19 protein-coding genes are annotated in these 16,017 nt (G+C 46.0%); 13 read left to right on the forward strand and 6 right to left on the reverse strand.

The window, feature by feature from the left end; all coding sequences use genetic code 11:
• Nucleotides 1-108: 108 nt before the first annotated feature.
• From R7M92_RS22080 to R7M92_RS22095, 4 genes are all read right to left on the reverse strand, one after another.
• On the reverse strand, nt 109-321 hold the full coding sequence (locus R7M92_RS22080) for a YheU family protein (protein WP_005382815.1): 213 nt from the start codon (nt 319-321) through the stop codon (nt 109-111).
• Nucleotides 322-354: 33 nt separating this feature from the next.
• Entirely contained in the window at nt 355-1,362 is a 1,008-nt protein-coding gene (locus R7M92_RS22085; RefSeq protein ID WP_033907159.1) for a hydrolase, read from the reverse strand.
• 87 nt (nt 1,363-1,449) lie between these two features.
• Nucleotides 1,450-1,938 (reverse strand): TIGR02444 family protein, encoded by a 489-nt coding sequence (locus R7M92_RS22090; protein ID WP_005382813.1) that lies wholly within the window; start codon nt 1,936-1,938, stop codon nt 1,450-1,452.
• Nucleotides 1,935-3,854, reverse strand: coding sequence for an ABC transporter ATP-binding protein (locus R7M92_RS22095; RefSeq protein ID WP_042523641.1), 1,920 nt, complete (start codon nt 3,852-3,854; stop codon nt 1,935-1,937). The genes R7M92_RS22090 and R7M92_RS22095 overlap by 4 nt, the downstream gene beginning before the upstream one ends.
• Before the next feature lie 209 nt (nt 3,855-4,063).
• Between R7M92_RS22095 and kefG the strand changes: the two genes are divergently transcribed.
• From kefG to R7M92_RS22120, 5 genes are all read left to right on the forward strand, one after another.
• Nucleotides 4,064-4,657, forward strand: coding sequence for a glutathione-regulated potassium-efflux system ancillary protein KefG (gene kefG / locus R7M92_RS22100; RefSeq protein WP_017821749.1), 594 nt, complete (start codon nt 4,064-4,066; stop codon nt 4,655-4,657).
• The gene (gene kefB / locus R7M92_RS22105; RefSeq protein WP_017633740.1) at nt 4,641-6,437 is read left to right on the forward strand and encodes a glutathione-regulated potassium-efflux system protein KefB; all 1,797 of its coding nucleotides are present in this window, start codon (nt 4,641-4,643) and stop codon (nt 6,435-6,437) included. The genes kefG and kefB overlap by 17 nt, the downstream gene beginning before the upstream one ends.
• A 33-nt stretch (nt 6,438-6,470) precedes the next feature.
• Nucleotides 6,471-6,671: a YheV family putative zinc ribbon protein gene (locus tag R7M92_RS22110; protein ID WP_005381449.1), complete on the forward strand. Its 201-nt coding sequence runs from the start codon at nt 6,471-6,473 to the stop codon at nt 6,669-6,671.
• Between the two features lie 92 nt (nt 6,672-6,763).
• Nucleotides 6,764-7,315 carry a peptidylprolyl isomerase gene (slyD, locus tag R7M92_RS22115; RefSeq protein WP_005381451.1) on the forward strand — a complete coding sequence of 184 codons (552 nt, stop codon included), beginning with the start codon at nt 6,764-6,766 and terminating at the stop codon, nt 7,313-7,315.
• Nucleotides 7,316-7,446: 131 nt separating this feature from the next.
• Nucleotides 7,447-8,388 (forward strand): isoaspartyl peptidase/L-asparaginase family protein, encoded by a 942-nt coding sequence (locus R7M92_RS22120; protein WP_031812779.1) that lies wholly within the window; start codon nt 7,447-7,449, stop codon nt 8,386-8,388.
• 83 nt (nt 8,389-8,471) lie between these two features.
• On the opposite strand, the gene R7M92_RS22125 is transcribed toward R7M92_RS22120, so the two are convergent.
• Together R7M92_RS22125 and R7M92_RS22130 are read right to left on the reverse strand one after the other, a co-directional pair.
• Nucleotides 8,472-8,699, reverse strand: a complete 228-nt coding sequence (locus R7M92_RS22125; protein WP_005381455.1) for a SlyX family protein — start codon at nt 8,697-8,699, stop codon at nt 8,472-8,474.
• Nucleotides 8,696-9,682, reverse strand: coding sequence for a hypothetical protein (locus R7M92_RS22130; protein ID WP_318134305.1), 987 nt, complete (start codon nt 9,680-9,682; stop codon nt 8,696-8,698). The genes R7M92_RS22125 and R7M92_RS22130 overlap by 4 nt, the downstream gene beginning before the upstream one ends.
• Before the next feature lie 128 nt (nt 9,683-9,810).
• Here R7M92_RS22130 and fkpA point away from each other — a divergent pair, with 128 nt between their 5' ends.
• The 8 genes from fkpA (at nt 9,811) to fusA (ending at nt 15,786) form a co-directional block, all read left to right on the forward strand.
• Nucleotides 9,811-10,593: an FKBP-type peptidyl-prolyl cis-trans isomerase gene (gene fkpA / locus R7M92_RS22135; RefSeq protein WP_017633743.1), complete on the forward strand. Its 783-nt coding sequence runs from the start codon at nt 9,811-9,813 to the stop codon at nt 10,591-10,593.
• A 143-nt stretch (nt 10,594-10,736) separates the two neighbouring features.
• Nucleotides 10,737-11,459: a transcriptional regulator gene (locus R7M92_RS22140; protein WP_005382804.1), complete on the forward strand. Its 723-nt coding sequence runs from the start codon at nt 10,737-10,739 to the stop codon at nt 11,457-11,459.
• Nucleotides 11,456-11,851 (forward strand): sulfurtransferase complex subunit TusD, encoded by a 396-nt coding sequence (gene tusD, locus R7M92_RS22145; RefSeq protein ID WP_017633744.1) that lies wholly within the window; start codon nt 11,456-11,458, stop codon nt 11,849-11,851. Before R7M92_RS22140 ends, tusD begins: the two co-directional genes overlap by 4 nt.
• Nucleotides 11,848-12,204: a sulfurtransferase complex subunit TusC gene (tusC, locus tag R7M92_RS22150; protein ID WP_005382801.1), complete on the forward strand. Its 357-nt coding sequence runs from the start codon at nt 11,848-11,850 to the stop codon at nt 12,202-12,204. Before tusD ends, tusC begins: the two co-directional genes overlap by 4 nt.
• A gap of 7 nt (nt 12,205-12,211) precedes the next feature.
• Nucleotides 12,212-12,487, forward strand: coding sequence for a sulfurtransferase complex subunit TusB (gene tusB / locus R7M92_RS22155; protein WP_318134303.1), 276 nt, complete (start codon nt 12,212-12,214; stop codon nt 12,485-12,487).
• Between the two features lie 177 nt (nt 12,488-12,664).
• The gene (gene rpsL / locus R7M92_RS22160; RefSeq protein WP_004399892.1) at nt 12,665-13,039 is read left to right on the forward strand and encodes a 30S ribosomal protein S12; all 375 of its coding nucleotides are present in this window, start codon (nt 12,665-12,667) and stop codon (nt 13,037-13,039) included.
• Between the two features lie 101 nt (nt 13,040-13,140).
• On the forward strand, nt 13,141-13,611 hold the full coding sequence (gene rpsG, locus R7M92_RS22165) for a 30S ribosomal protein S7 (protein ID WP_005382796.1): 471 nt from the start codon (nt 13,141-13,143) through the stop codon (nt 13,609-13,611).
• A 75-nt stretch (nt 13,612-13,686) separates the two neighbouring features.
• The gene (gene fusA / locus R7M92_RS22170; protein ID WP_005382794.1) at nt 13,687-15,786 is read left to right on the forward strand and encodes an elongation factor G; all 2,100 of its coding nucleotides are present in this window, start codon (nt 13,687-13,689) and stop codon (nt 15,784-15,786) included.
• The last annotated feature ends 231 nt before the right edge of the window (nt 15,787-16,017 follow it).

Below are 16,017 nucleotides of genomic sequence, written 5' to 3' on the forward strand. Positions count from 1 at the left end.
ATTACTTACCTGTAATGTGCAGTAGAGTTACTACTGCACGGTCGATATCCCACTATAGCACGTAACAATACCTTGTCATCGAGTGGGATACGGTAAAATGTGAAGGGTCTAAAATTTTGTTTTATGCTGAATATCGACGGTTTCGTGTAGCTCAGAGAACACGATAACCGCTTCACCTTTTTCTAATTGAGCTTTAACTTGATCAATTTTGTCTTGCAAAGAAACCTCGACGGTTCCGTAATCCGTTCCTTCGCGTAAGACGAATTCACGAATTAAGTTTTCCAATGTTTCCGGCGCAATGTCTTGCCATGGAATGATCATAAATACCTCTAACTTTTATGATGAGCGGCTAGTTTACTGCGTTCGTTGCTTGGATACAGCAGAAAGGTAATCTGCGGCGATACTTTCGTAATACGCGGGCAGAGCTTCCTCCAACCAAAACTTAGGTTTTAACGCCGTTCCTGTCAGGAAGCCAACATGGCCACCGTGCTCAAAGAGACGGTAATCAATGTTATCTGGCAGAACAAATTTCGGGATCACATCGTCGGTCATGAACGGATCGTCTTTGGCATGGATGATCAGTGTGGGTAGCGTGATTTGCTGTAGTTTACTTAAGCCAGAGCATTGGTCGTAATAATCTTGTGCGTCTTTAAAGCCGTGCAATGGTGCGGTGATCAAATCATCGAATTCATACAATCGTGTGACACGTTTTATTGAGTTGTAGGACAAAGCGAGCTCGCCATGCAATAGATGATGCTTTTGTAACGCGTTACGTTTCAGTGAAGAAAGCAGGTAACGGCGATACACTTTCGAAAAGCCTTGTTCAATACGGTTTGCACACGCAGCTAGGTCTAAAGGCGCCGAGATAATAGTCGCTGCATTCAAAATAGGGTGGTCTTTATATTGGGCTAAATAATTCGCCAACATGTTACCGCCAAGAGAAATACCAACTGCAACTTTGGGATTATCAGGAAAACGTTGTTCAAGGTGCTCTAGGAAGTAACGAGCATCCGTCACTTCACCCGAGTGGTAAGCTCGTGCTTTTTTGTTTGGTTTACCGCTGCAGCCACGAAAATGCATCATCACCGACAGCCATCCAGATTGAGCAAATGCATTCATTAACCCATTGGCATAAGGGCTATAGAAGCACCCCTCTAACCCATGAAATAAAACAAAAATCGGCTTTTTTTGTGCAGGCTCTTGGGTTGGGTCCTCGCTCCACGCGAGATCGAGAAAGTCGCCATCGGATGTATCGAGGGTTTGCCAAATCGGCGTAAACAACGCTTTTTTGCGAATAAAACGCGGCAAAAGCGTTTGGAGATGCGGGTTTTTGATCCCGGCGGCTGCGAAAAATTGTGTCATACCTAACTGCTCTTATGCGGTCCTTCGGTGTCCGTTGAAGAACTTATTAATATAATCCTTTATAAAGATTATAGGTATTCTACAGATTTATGGGCGTTTTGGTGGTTGAATGTTTGGCACCGGCATAGCAAAGGCTTGCTGCAAATGCTCCCCACCGAGTTGACGACAGTATCTCAACGTCAATGGGTCACCATCATTTTTGAGTAGTGCAAGTGAGTTAATGCAGTCCACCAAATCCGCTTGTTGCTGCTTTTCTAGTTGCAGCTCAAACTGCAAGGTCTCACGATACAAAGCGTCATTGACTTGAGACTTAAGGTGGCGACGAAGGTCGCGAAAGGAGTGAAGTAAAGTTTCGCTCCTACCTAGACAGTCTTGCACCAAGGGCCAGTCTTTTTCTTGAAAAATGAGTTGCTGCTCATCGAGCCATCTGAGCAGCAGGAGTAGGTTCACGTTACCGTGGTAGTTGTTCTGTAATGATAAACACGCCTCTTTCACTTCTCGCACACCATAAAATTGCAGACTAAACTGCCAAAGGTGTTCTAGGGTGAGTGTGTATTCAGCGTGTTGATTACTCATTGATTAAACTCTAGCTCCATCTGCTCCAACGTTTCTTGAGCAGACATCCATTCCATTTCAATTTCTTCGAGCTCAGCTTTACTGGAAGCTTGAAGTGCCAGCACTTGGTTAAGTTTAGCTTTATTTTCGGCCGCATACAGTGAGTTGTCCGCCAATTGTTCTTCAGCTTCGGCCAGTGCAGCACCTAACTTATCCATTTTATTTTCTAGTTGTGTCAGCGTTTTGCGAATTGGCGCTGTCTGTTTTCGAAACTCTGCATCGCGACGTTTTTGCTCTTTCTTCGCAGCTGCGCTGTTGGCCGTATCTTTGCTTGGCTGCGCAGCCTGCGCTTCTTTGCGTTCCGCTCTTTGTTGTTCGGTTAACCATTTATAATAGTCATTTAAATCACCGTCGAACGGAGCAACTTGTCGATCATGCACTAAATACAAGTCATCGGTCGTAGCGCGCAGTAAATAGCGGTCGTGCGAAACAATCACCATCGCACCTTCGAATGTTTGCAGTGCCATCGTAAGTGCTTGGCGCATGTCCAAGTCTAAGTGGTTGGTCGGTTCATCAAGTAGCAACAGGTTTGGCTTTTGCCACACAATTAAAGCCAATACCAAACGGGCTTTTTCGCCACCAGAAAACGGCGCAACTTTTTCTAGTGCTTTGTCACCTTGGAAGCCAAAGCTACCTAGGTAATCACGTAGCTGCTGTTCGGTTTGATCGGGTGCGATTTGCATCATGTGTTGCAGCGGCGTTTCTTCAGGGTGAAGCGTTTCTAACTGGTGCTGAGCGAAGTAACCAATTTTCACGCCTTGTGAGTAAGTTAGGTCACCACCTTGCGCGTTAAGTTCACCAGAGAGCAGCTTGATTAATGTCGATTTACCCGCACCATTACGGCCGAGTAGACCAATACGACTGCCAGGAACCAAGTTCAAGCGGATCTTCTCTAAGATGAGGTTGTCACCGTAACCTGCAGATACTTCATCCATCATCATGATTGGGTTTGGCAGCGCAGCTGGCTCACGGAATTGAAAGCTAAATGGGTTATCGAATTGAGCTGGCAGTACTTTTTCCATGCGCTCCAAAGCTTTGATACGGCTTTGGGCTTGGCGTGCTTTTGATGCTTTGTAACGGAAGCGGTCGATGTAGCTTTGCATGTGCGACATCTGCTTCTGTTGCTTTTCAAACATCGCTTGTTGCAACACCATCTTTTGTGCGCGTTGGTTTTCGAATGACGAGTAGTTACCCGTGTATTCGTTCAGCTGCTGATTCTCGATGTGAATGATGCGACCAACAATTGGATCAAGGAAGTCTCGGTCGTGCGAGATCAGAATCAGCGTGCCAGGGTAGTTTTGTAGCCAACGCTCTAACCACATTACCGCGTCCAAATCCAAGTGGTTGGTTGGTTCGTCGAGTAGCAGTAGATCAGAACGACACAATAGCGCTTGAGCCAAGTTAAGACGCATACGCCAACCACCCGAGAATTGGGTCAAACTCCAACTCATTTGCTCTTGGCTGAACCCTAAACCATCGAGCAGTTCTGCCGCGCGAGCGCGAATGCTGTAACCACCAATGGTTTCAATTTTACCGTGTATCTCGGCAACTAGGGTTCCGTTGTCTTGTGTTTCTGCTTCAGCTAACTGCTTTTCGAGAGCGCGGTACTCGCGATCACCATCAATGACGTATTCCAGTGCAGTGCGCTCTAGCGCAGGCGTTTCCTGTGCGACCCAGGCCAACTCCCAGTGTTGAGGTTGGCTAAATGAGCCAGCATCAATTGACAGTTCATCTTTCAGTAGGGCAAACAGCGTTGATTTACCGCAGCCGTTTTTGCCCACAAGACCGACTTTATCGCCAGGGTGAATAGTCGCAGAAGCTTGGTCTAAAAGAGGTTTACCGCCACGCAGTAACTGAATATCAGAGAAGGTAATCATAAAGTTTTCATTCACTTTGCGCAGTGCGCGTTGCTTGGTTACATAGCGAAGTGGTTTCAATCGTTTTTAAAGCCACTTGGGTATATATCTAGCGGTGAATAGTAGGGGTATTGGCCGGAAAAGTCGATTGATTCGCTTTAATTGCATTATGCTGTACAAAAAAGTATAACAATTTGATAACGGATAAAAATAACCACAAGGACGACCATTTGGCTGTTGCACCGTCTATTCTCCCAAAAGTTCTGGTCATTTATGCTCATCCAGAGCCACATAACTCGATTGCCAATCAAGTGATGATAAAAAAAGCTCAGTCGCTTGATCACGTCACTGTGCACGATCTTTACGGTGTTTACCCCGATTTCTTTATTGATGTGAATTACGAACATGAGTTGTTGCTCGCTCACGATGTGATTGTATTTCACCACCCACTTTATATGTATTCATGTCCAGCCCTATTAAAAGAGTGGCTAGACCGAGTGTTAGGTAAAGGCTTTGCGTTTGGCGGAGGTGCGGCGCTAGAAGGAAAATACTGGCGCAGTGTCATTACAACAGGTGGTAAAGAAGAAGCCTTCAGCGCGAAGGGGTACAACAAATACCCACTTGAGCAAATCTTGCAACCGTTTGAACTGACGGCAGCCCTATGCCAAATGCACTGGATTGAACCTCTGGTGTTGTATTGGTCAAGAAATGTTTCGGATATTGAACGCTACGAACATGCCGAGTTATACCGTGGATGGCTGAGTAACCCACTTGAAAACTGGCAAGCGGCAGAGCGAGGAGGTCAGTATGGCGATCACCAGTGAGTTTCTTCAAAGCAGTGTGGTCTTTCTTTCGGCTGCGGTTATTGCGGTGCCGATTGCTCAGCGCCTTGGGCTTGGCTCGGTTTTAGGTTATTTACTCGCTGGTGTGTTGATTGGCCCATGGGGGCTTGGCTTAATTAGCGACGTTGATGCCATTTTGCATTTTGCCGAGCTTGGGGTTGTGTTGTTACTGTTTTTGATAGGGCTGGAATTAAACCCTAAAAAATTGTGGCAGATGCGAGGGCCGATTTTAGGTTTAGGCGGTGCGCAGGTTGTGGTCACGACCGCCGTGATTGGTAGTGTCGTCAGTATGTTTGGCGTAAGCATGCAAGTGAGTTTGGTGATCGGGATGGGGTTGGCGCTGTCCTCGACGGCGATTGCGCTTAAAGTCATTGAAGAGCAAGGGCTTAATGGTACCGAAACGGGGCAATCTGGTTTTGCGGTGCTGCTCTTTCAAGATATTGCAGTGATCCCGATGCTGGCGATGTTGCCCTTGCTAGCAGGCGGGCATAGTGGTGGAAGTTGGTTGGATGTCTTCACTATTTTAGGCAGTGTGGTAGCACTGTTGATTGGAGGTCACTTTTTACTACGTCCGCTATTTCGTTTTGTCGTGATGAGCGGCGTTCGTGAGCTCTTTACCGTTGCTGCACTTTTAGTCGTGCTTGGCATTTCGGTCGTGATGCAAAAGCTCGGCCTTTCGATGGCATTGGGGACTTTTTTAGCAGGCGTTTTGCTGGCAGAGAGTGAGTATCGCCATGAGCTGGAAATCGCTATCGAGCCATTTAAAGGTCTGTTGTTGGGGTTATTCTTTATTGCGGTGGGCATGGCGGTAAACTTGGGGTTATTGGCATTACACCCTTTAGAGATTCTCGGTGCGGTGGTGGCTTTGGTCGTGGTTAAGGGTTTGGTTTTGTATGCATTGGCGAGAGCTGCCCGTGTCGGAGCCAAAGCGAGAAGCCGTATGGCTGCAATTTTGAGCCAAGGCGGTGAGTTTGCCTTTGTCATATTTACCGCGGCGAGCCAAGAGGGCATTTTGTCCAAAGAGCAAGTGGCGTTTCTGTTGGTGGTGGTCAGTCTATCCATGGTGACGACTCCTCTTTTGCTGATGGGACAAAAGAAGTGGTTTGCTCATACCCTGAATCAAGAAGAAGAGGGCATGACCACGAAAGTCGTGGATCGCCGACCACGCGTTATCATTGCAGGCTTTGGACGTTTCGGCCAGATCGTCGGACGTTTAATGTATGCCAATAAAATCAAAGTGACAGTATTAGAAAGTGATGCCAGCCAAATCCACCTATTACGTAAGTATGGTTACAAAGTGTTTTATGGCGATGCTACACAAATTGACCTATTGAGGGCTGCTGGCGCTGATAAAGCGGAAGCATTGATTATTTGTACTGATTCACCTGATGAGGTGATGGCCATCGTGGACATTTGTCGCGTGCACTTCCCGAAACTTAAGTTGTTAGCCCGAGCAAGAAGCCGTGTCGAGGCTTACCAGTTAATGAGTCATGGTGTAGAGAATTACTCTCGTGAAACATTTTTAGGGGCGCTAGATCTCGGTCGCCAAGCGCTCGTAGAACTGGGTATGCATCCTTATCAAGCAAAGCGGGCAGAAGCACATTTTCGCAAGTTGGATAATGCTATGCTTAAGGACTTATTGCCTCAACACAATGAAGATAAGAAATTAGCTCAAAGGGCGAAAGAGGCACGCAAAGAGCTAGAAGAAATATTTGGTCGTGAAATGGAGAGCGACCATCAGTCACCTAATCATTGGAAGTAGTACTTGAGCCAAGACTCAAGCTAAGGAAATAGCGTGAAAATCAAGAAACGTTTTATTGCCGGCGCTAGCTGCCCAAATTGCAGCCAGCAAGATACCCTGCGCTGGTGGATTGAAAATAACATCGAGTTAGTTGAGTGTGTCGAGTGTGAGTTTACAGAGCAGCGCAAACCACAATCTGTAGAGAAAAATAAACACTCAGATCAGGAAATGATCGGAATTTTTAAGCCGGAGTAATTGAACTTCGATAATTGATCCCCATAATACACCCAGATATCTCAGTACTTAACCCCATTCAGGTTAAGTCAATTAATCTCCCTGGAGTTAGTATGAAAATTGAAAAGAACGTTGTTGCAAGCCTTGCATACAAAGTAATGATGGAAGACGGTGTCGTTGTTGATCAATCAACAGCGGAAGCACCTCTAGATTACCTTCACGGTCACAACAACCTAATCACAGGTCTTGAAAAAGAACTTGAAGGTAAAGTGGCTGGCGACAAGTTCTCAGTAACGGTAGCTCCTGAAGAAGCTTACGGTGAGCACAACGATGCGCTAGTACAGCGCGTTCCTGCGGACGTATTCCAAGGCGTTGAGCAAATCGAAGTTGGCATGCGCTTCCTAGCTGACACTGACCAAGGTCCAATCCCTGTTGAAGTAACAGAAGTTGACGGCAACGAAGTGGTTGTTGACGGTAACCATATGTTAGCTGGTCAAACACTAACTTTCGAAGTAGAAGTTATGTCTACACGTGAAGCAACAGCAGAAGAGATCGAACACGGTCACATCCACCAAGGTGGTGGCTGTTGTGGTGGTCACGATCATGACCACGATCACGAAGAAGAAGGCGGCTGCTGTGGCGGCGGTAGCTGTGGTTCTCACTAATCATAAGCTCCTTCACTAGATAATCTTATCTAGCAAAGCTTTGAAAAGCGCAAGTTGAGTTTTCAACTTGCGCTTTTTGTTTATCTAAGGTGTAGTGCCAACCATACAAGGAATAACAGTTGGACAAAGTGATGACGAAACCTTTCTCGATTGCCATTCATGGTGGTGCGGGCACCATCTTGCGTGAACAGATGAGCGATGAGCTGCAACAATCCATCTTGGCGGATTTAGAAGCTGCGGTAAAAGCGGGACATCAAATTCTAGACACGGGCGGTGAAGCCTTAGATGCCGTCGTAGCGGCAGTGAAAGTATTGGAAGACTCTCCTAACTTTAATGCGGGTAAAGGCTCAGTGCTGACCAACAACGAAATGGTTGAAATGGACGCTTCTGTGATGGATGGGCGAAACCTTGCAGCAGGCGCGGTCGCTGGGGTTCGTCATATCAGAAACCCAATTGAGCTCGCTCGTGACGTGATGCGAAACAGCAATCATGTGCTGTTGGTGGGTGAGGGCGCAGAGAAGTTTGCTTTTGAGCAAGGCCATGAGTATACCGAGCAAGATTACTTCTTTACTGATCGCCGTTATGAGCAGTTGCTGTCTATGCGTGAGAAAGGACTGTTTGCTTTGTCGGAATCTCGTTACCCAGATGACCGTAAGCACGGTACGGTTGGTGCGGTAGCGTTAGATCAACAAGGCAACTTAGCCGCTGCCACCAGTACGGGTGGCGTGACGAATAAGAAATACAACCGAGTCGGAGATTCGGCTCTTATTGGTTGTGGTACGGTGGCCGAAAATGGCGTCGTGGCAGTTTCCACTACGGGTGTCGGCGAGTTCTTTATTCGTAAACGTGTTGCGGAAGACGTTGCAGCACGTATGCGTTACTTACAAGAAGATATTCATACGGCTTGTGAACACATTATCCAAGGTGATCTCAAACAGATGGGCGGAGAGGGCGGTTTGATTGCCATTGATGCTAAAGGTGAGATGCACTTTGCGATGAACAGTTCTGGCATGTACCGAGCAGGCATTAATACGCAAGGCGAGCTGAGCGTTAAAATCTACGCCGACGAATAGCTTCCTCTTGAGTACCTTCTTAAGTAATTAATACAACAAAGCCCAGAACATGTTCTGGGCTTTATGCTATTTGAGCCTGCATTTTAATAATGCGGTGGTGGGGTTTCTTCTGACGGATCGGCTAAATTCGACGAGTCCATATTTTTTACTTTACCTACCACATATTTCATCTGATCGAGCATCTTGGTAATTTGCAGTTGTTGCTGCGATAAAGCGCCGTTCAGATCTTCAATAGTCTGTTCTTGGAACGCAAGCTGACATTCTAAGTCATTAATGCGTGCTTCCAATTGCTGAATGATTTTTTCTGTCATGATCCGTTCTCTAACTGCCAAGCTTGGGCAATACCTGCTGAAGTAGCAGTAATTACGCGTTGTTTTGAATCAAAGGCTGCATCATACACGACCGCACGGGGAGGGCGAGTGTCTTTTTTGGGCTCCACTTCAAATCCACTCATTCGTTTTCCGGTTTGAGTATCCCATATTGACACACGGCCAGAAGGGCTTCCTGTGACTAGTTGAGTCCCGTCGTCAGAAAATCGTGCGGTAGAGAAAATTAATTGGCGTGACCAACTGCTCAACTGTGTGACTTCTTGTCCAGTTTTTAAATCCCAAACAATCGCTTGGTTTCCGCCATCAGATGTCATTGCTAATTTTCCATCTCTTTGCAGGGCCACGCGAACAATTCGTTGTTCATGTTCGAAGGTTCGTAGTACTTGTCCGGTTTCGGTGTCCCACAGATACGCTTTATAGTCATTACCTCCGGTTAGGGCGAAGCGCCCATTAGGAGAAATGGCCACGGAATTGACTTTTTCACGATGTGCAAGGAACTCCATGCGACGCCCGGTGACTAAGTTGACATAAATTGCTTTACCGTTGGATAACCCAAGCAGAACTTGTTCACCATTACTGGTGATATCAACGTCGCGAATGAGCGCATCAGAGATAGACCAAAGGCCTTCGGATTGCGTCCAGCCTAGGTCCCAAACTGCGAAGTTCATTTGGCTTGCTGTAATTGCGTAGCGACCATTGTCAGATATGCGGATATGGGAAACCACATTGGCATCGGCATCGAGTTCACCCAGGTTGGCTAGTTGTTCATTTTGCTCTAGGTCCCACAACATCAAATGATGTTGTTGAGAATAGAGCAGAGCAAACCGTCCATCTCTGCTAAGTGCGAAGCTCGTCGCACCTTGAGGTTCTATCGGCCAACGCTGCACTTCACGCTCGGCGAAAAAGCAACCATTTAACGTGGTGATGACAATTAAATATAGGAATAAATGAAAAATTCTTTGCATCACATCTAATAATCCGGTTTGTGTCTTAAGACATATAGCTAGTATATTGGTATAACGATTGTCTTCACTAGTCTCATAGAAGATTTGTGCACAACAACCAATGGCAGAGCCATTATTGGGAGAATTTAATGAAATCAGTTTTGAAAGTGTCGCTACTTGCTGCAACAGTTATGCTAGCGGTAGGTTGTCAGAAAGAAGAAACTAAAACAGAAACCGCACCTCAAGCAGAACAAGTTCAAGCAGAAACCGGTAAAGCGGTTCACTTTAAAACCGACGACGACAAAGCGGCATACGCAATCGGTGTTTCATTTGCTAACTACCTAAGCACAAGCATCGACAAGCCAAGCGAAATCGGCATTAATCTTAACAAAGATTTGGTACTAAAAGGTATCGAAGACGTCTTCAAAGGCAATGCTGAATTGAATGAAGAAGAAACACGTGCAGCACTAGAATCTCTAGACAAGCGTGTTGCAGAAAAGATGCAAGCACAAGCGGCTGAGAAAGCAGCTGAAGCGAAAAAAGCTGGCGATGATTTCCGTGCTGAGTTTGAGAAGCAAGAAGGCGTAGTGAAGACAGATACAGGTCTTCTATACCAAGTAATGACACCAGCTGAAGGTGAGAAGCCAAAAGACACTGATACGGTTCAAGTACACTACAAAGGTACTCTGATCGACGGTACTCAGTTTGACAGCTCATACGATCGTGGTGAGCCTGCAACGTTCCCACTTAACCGTGTAATCCCAGGTTGGACAGAGGGTGTTCAGCTAATGCCTGTGGGTTCTAAATTCAAATTCGTTATCCCGCCAGAGCTAGCATACGGTGACCAAGACACACCAAGCATTCCTGCTAACTCAACGCTAGTATTTGAAGTTGAGCTGCTAAAAATTGAGAACGATAACGCAGAGCAATAACAATAAGCTGCGATAAGTTATTGAAAAAGGTCCGTTTAACGGGCCTTTTTTGTTCTAGGTCACTAGTTGGTGAGTTTGCTAGGTTGCTTTTCAAATTTTCTGATAAACTTACACCAATTTGTTGATTTTTCGCTCGAAGGCTTATGACAACTACAGAAACAATAAACGCGGAGATGTTGCTCGAAATGGAATCCGTTAACGTGATGCCGTTTACCGAGCACGACAAAATCATTTTAAGATCTTATGAGGCGGTCGTGGATGGTATCGCCAGCCTGATAGGTCCATTTTGTGAAATCGTTCTTCACTCTCTAGAAGACTTAAATACCTCTGCAATTAAAATCGCTAACGGTGAAAATACGGGGCGCCAAGTCGGCTCACCAATCACTGATTTAGCGCTTAAGATGCTAAAAGACATCGAAGGCTCGGAGCGCAACTTCTCACGTTCGTACTTTACCCGTGCAAAAGGTGGCGTGTTGATGAAGTCGATTACTGTCGCCATTCGTAATGGCGAAAATCGCGTGATTGGTTTGTTGTGTATCAACGTCAACTTGGATGCGCCTTTCTCGCAAGTTCTTCAGTCTTTCATGCCAACGCAAGAAGCGAAAGAAGCGGCTTCCTCGGTCAACTTTGCTAGTGACGTAGAAGAGCTGGTGGACCAAACTGTTGAGCGCACCATCGAAGAGATCAATGCGGATAAATCCGTGTCTAACAACACCAAAAATCGTCAGATCGTGATGGAGTTGTACGACAAAGGTATCTTCGATATTAAAGATGCCATCAACCGTGTCGCGGATCGCCTTAATATTTCAAAACACACCGTTTACTTGTACATTCGTCAACGTAAAACCGAGGATGATGAAAGGTGAGTAAACTGACTTACACGTTAGTGGTGAATGGTCCCGTTTATGGCAGCCAGTCAGCGCGCAGTGCTTATCAGTTCGCCAAAGCGTTGATAGAGCAAGGCCATCAGCTAGTGAGCGTCTTCTTTTATCAAGATGGTGTGACTAATGGTACTGCTTTGAGTGTGCCAGCTAACGATGAATTTGATCTCAATAAGGCGTGGCAGTCTTTGGCTAAAGAGCATGGTGTTCGCCTAGAAACTTGTGTCGCGGCCGCTTTGCGTCGCGGGATTGTAAGTGAAGAAGAAGCGAATCAACATGGTTTGGTTCAGAACAATCTAGCCGATGGTTTTGAACAAGCAGGCTTAGGTAGCCTAGCTGAAGCGATGTTAACCCAAGACAGAGTGGTACAGTTTTGAGTCAGTTAACTTATCTATTTCGTAGTGCGCCACATGGCAGTGCAGCTGGTCGTGAAGGTGTGGATGCACTGTTAGCCGCGTCGGCTTACTGTGAAGATATCAGCGTCATTTTCATGGGTGACGGGGTATACCAGCTTCTACTCGGACAAGACCCCAACAATATTTTGAGTAAAGATTACGCGCCGATGTTAAAGCTTTTCGATTTATACGACATCGAACAAGTCTTTGTGTGTTCAGAGTCGTTAACCCAGCGAGGTTTGGCGCAAGCGGATTTAGTCATTGAAGCCCAAGCGTTAAGCTCAGAGCAGCTCAAAGATAAGTTACAACACGCTGGTAAGCTACTGTCTTTTTGAGGAAGTTATGTTACACATCATAAAAACAGTCTCTGCTCTAGAAGACGCTATGCCTTTATGCAGTGAACAGGATGACATCTTACTTATAGAAGATGCAGTGTACGCTGCTAACTCGCAACATAAAGCATTTTCCCATCTTAAAAACCGCAGCCTATTTGTGTTAGAGAGCGATGCACAAGCTCGCGGTATTGCAAATCGTATCAGTCCATCGCTGACGATTGTGAATTATTCAGGCTTCGTTGAACTAACAGCAAAACAGGATAAATCCCTAACTTGGGATTGAACAAGATTTGCTGTCGACAAAGCTTTACGGATGAATTGTTCTAATTGAACAAAAAAGATCCGTATATTTCTTGACACACCTCTCACTGCTGCATAGAATTTTGCGTCCCTAACTGCATTGGCAGTTGGGGATAGATTTTTCACAAAGCTTACTTTCAAGTAAATCAGGAGCTAGTTAATGGCAACTATTAACCAGTTGGTACGTAAGCCACGTGCAAAGCAAGTTGTTAAAAGCAACGTGCCTGCACTAGAAGCGTGCCCACAAAAACGTGGTGTATGTACTCGTGTTTACACTACTACACCTAAAAAACCTAACTCAGCACTTCGTAAAGTTTGTCGTGTTCGTCTGACAAACGGCTTCGAAGTTACATCGTACATCGGCGGTGAAGGTCACAACCTTCAAGAGCACTCAGTTGTTCTAATCCGTGGTGGTCGTGTTAAAGACCTTCCAGGTGTGCGTTACCACACTGTTCGCGGCGCACTAGACTGTGCTGGCGTAAATGACCGTAAACAAGGTCGTTCTAAGTACGGTGTGAAGCGTCCTAAGTCTTAATGGATTCCGTTAAGTAAGGCCAAACACTAAATTATTTTTAATTTTTTGAAAAAACTGAAAAGTTTTGGATAAAACCTGAAGAAGACAACGGAGATAAATCCATGCCACGTCGTCGCGTCATTGGTCAGCGTAAGATCCTTCCAGATCCAAAATTCAAATCTGAATTGCTGGCAAAATTCGTTAACATCCTAATGGTTGACGGTAAAAAATCTACTGCAGAGAAAATCGTTTACACTGCACTAGATGCTATGGCTGAAAAGTCTGGTAAAGACCACTTAGCTATTTTTGAAGAAGCTCTTGAAAACGTTCGCCCAGCGGTAGAGGTTAAATCTCGCCGTGTTGGTGGTTCAACTTACCAAGTACCTGTAGAAGTACGTCCGGTTCGCCGTAACGCACTTGCTATGCGTTGGTTGGTTGAAGCTGCGCGCAAGCGTGGTGAAAAATCTATGGCTCAACGCCTAGCTGCTGAAATGCTAGACGCGTCTGAGAACAAAGGTACTGCGGTTAAGAAACGTGAAGACGTTCACCGCATGGCAGACGCAAACAAAGCGTTCGCTCATTACCGTTGGTAATACCTTCTGTGCTGCGAGGTTCTCTCGCAGCACTTTTCTATACTCTAAGGTACACCTTAGTAAGAGGATACAATCGTGGCTCGTAAAACTCCTATTGAGCTATACCGTAATATCGGTATCTGTGCTCACGTAGATGCAGGAAAAACAACCACAACTGAGCGTATTCTGTTCTACACTGGCCTTTCTCACAAAATCGGCGAAGTTCACGATGGTGCAGCAACCATGGACTGGATGGAGCAGGAGCAGGAGCGTGGTATCACTATCACATCCGCTGCGACTACTACATTCTGGCGTGGTATGGAAGCACAGTTCCCTGAGCATCGCGTAAACATCATTGATACCCCTGGACACGTTGACTTTACTATCGAAGTAGAGCGTTCTCTTCGTGTACTTGATGGTGCTGTGGTTGTGTTCTGTGGCTCATCTGGTGTTGAACCTCAGTCTGAAACTGTATGGCGTCAAGCAGACAAATACCACGTTCCACGTTTGGTATTTGTAAACAAGATGGACCGTGCGGGCGCAGACTTCCTACGCGTTGTGAACCAAATTAAGAATCGTCTTGGTGCGACTCCTGTTCCAATCCAGCTGAACGTTGGTGCGGAAGATGAGTTCAGAGGTGTCATCGACCTTATCAAGATGAAAATGATCAACTGGAATGATGCCGATCAAGGCACTTCGTTTACTTACGAAGACATCCCAGCTGACATGATTGAACTTGCTGAAGAGTGGCGCAACCACATGGTTGAATCCGCTGCTGAAGCTAGCGAAGAGCTGATGGACAAGTACCTTGAAGAAGGTGAATTGACTGAAGCTGAGCTCAAACAAGCTCTACGTACTCGCACACTAAATAACGAAATCGTACTGGCTACTTGTGGTAGTGCGTTTAAGAACAAAGGTGTTCAAGCGGTACTGGATGCAGTAGTTGAGTTCTTGCCATCGCCTGTTGACGTACCTGCAATTAAAGGTGTCGACGAAAGAGAAAATGAAGTTGAGCGTCATGCTGACGACAACGAACCTTTCTCAGCGCTAGCGTTTAAGATTGCGACTGACCCATTCGTGGGCACGCTAACTTTCATGCGTGTTTACTCCGGTGTTGTAAACTCGGGTGACGCTGTTTACAACTCAGTAAAAGAGAAGAAAGAGCGTTTCGGTCGTATCGTTCAGATGCATGCGAATAAGCGTGAAGAAGTGAAAGAAGTTCGCGCTGGTGATATTGCAGCTGCTATCGGTCTGAAAGACGTAACAACAGGTGACACACTGTGTGATCAGAACCACAAAGTGATTCTAGAACGCATGGAGTTCCCTGAACCAGTTATTCAGATTGCTGTAGAGCCTCGTTCTAAGGCAGACCAAGAGAAAATGGCTATCGCGCTAGGTAAACTAGCTGCGGAAGATCCATCATTCCGCGTGGAAACGGACGACGAATCAGGTCAGACTCTGATCTCAGGTATGGGTGAACTTCACCTAGACATTATCGTTGATCGTATGAAGCGTGAATTCAGCGTTGATTGTAACGTTGGTAAACCTCAGGTTGCTTACCGTGAAACCATTCGTGGTAAAGCGGAAGTTGAAGGTAAGTTTGTTCGTCAATCAGGTGGTCGTGGTCAATACGGTCATGTTTGGGTCAAACTTGAGCCTTCTGAGCCTGGTGAAGGTTTCGTATTCGTAGACGAAATCGTGGGCGGTGTGATTCCTAAGGAATACATCAGTTCGGTATCGAAAGGTATCGAAGAGCAAATGAATAGTGGTGTTCTAGCGGGTTACCCTGTACTAGATATTAAAGCTACACTATTTGATGGTTCTTACCACGATGTAGACTCAAGCGAGATGGCGTTTAAGATCGCTGGCTCGATGGCATTCAAGAAAGGTGCACTAGAAGCACAACCTGTGATTCTAGAACCTATGATGAATGTCGAAGTAACCACTCCGGAAGACTGGATGGGTGACGTTGTTGGTGACCTAAACCGTCGTCGCGGTATCATTGAAGGCATGGACGAAGGTGTGGCTGGTCTTAAGATCATCCGTGCTCAAGTACCACTATCCGAAATGTTCGGTTACGCAACTGATCTACGTTCTGCAACTCAAGGCCGTGCGTCTTACTCTATGGAGTTTCACGAGTACGCTGAAGTGCCGAAAAACTTCGCAGATAAAATTATTGCAGAGCGTGGTTACTAATTGACGATTGAACTGCAAAAAGTTTACGACTTTTTGCGAGATCAGGGCGTCCAAATATTGCGCTAACGGACGTTGGCGCATAAAATAACAATTTCTGGCGCGTCGTCGATCAATAATGATCACGACGAATCATAACTAGGAAGGAACACGATCGTGTCTAAAGAAAAATTTGAACGTACGAAACCGCACGTTAACGTTGGTACTATCGGCCACGTTGACCACGGTAAAACA

Source organism: Vibrio sp. Vb2880, assembly GCF_033337975.1.
In the GTDB taxonomy this organism is placed as follows: Bacteria; Pseudomonadota; Gammaproteobacteria; order Enterobacterales; family Vibrionaceae; genus Vibrio; species Vibrio alginolyticus.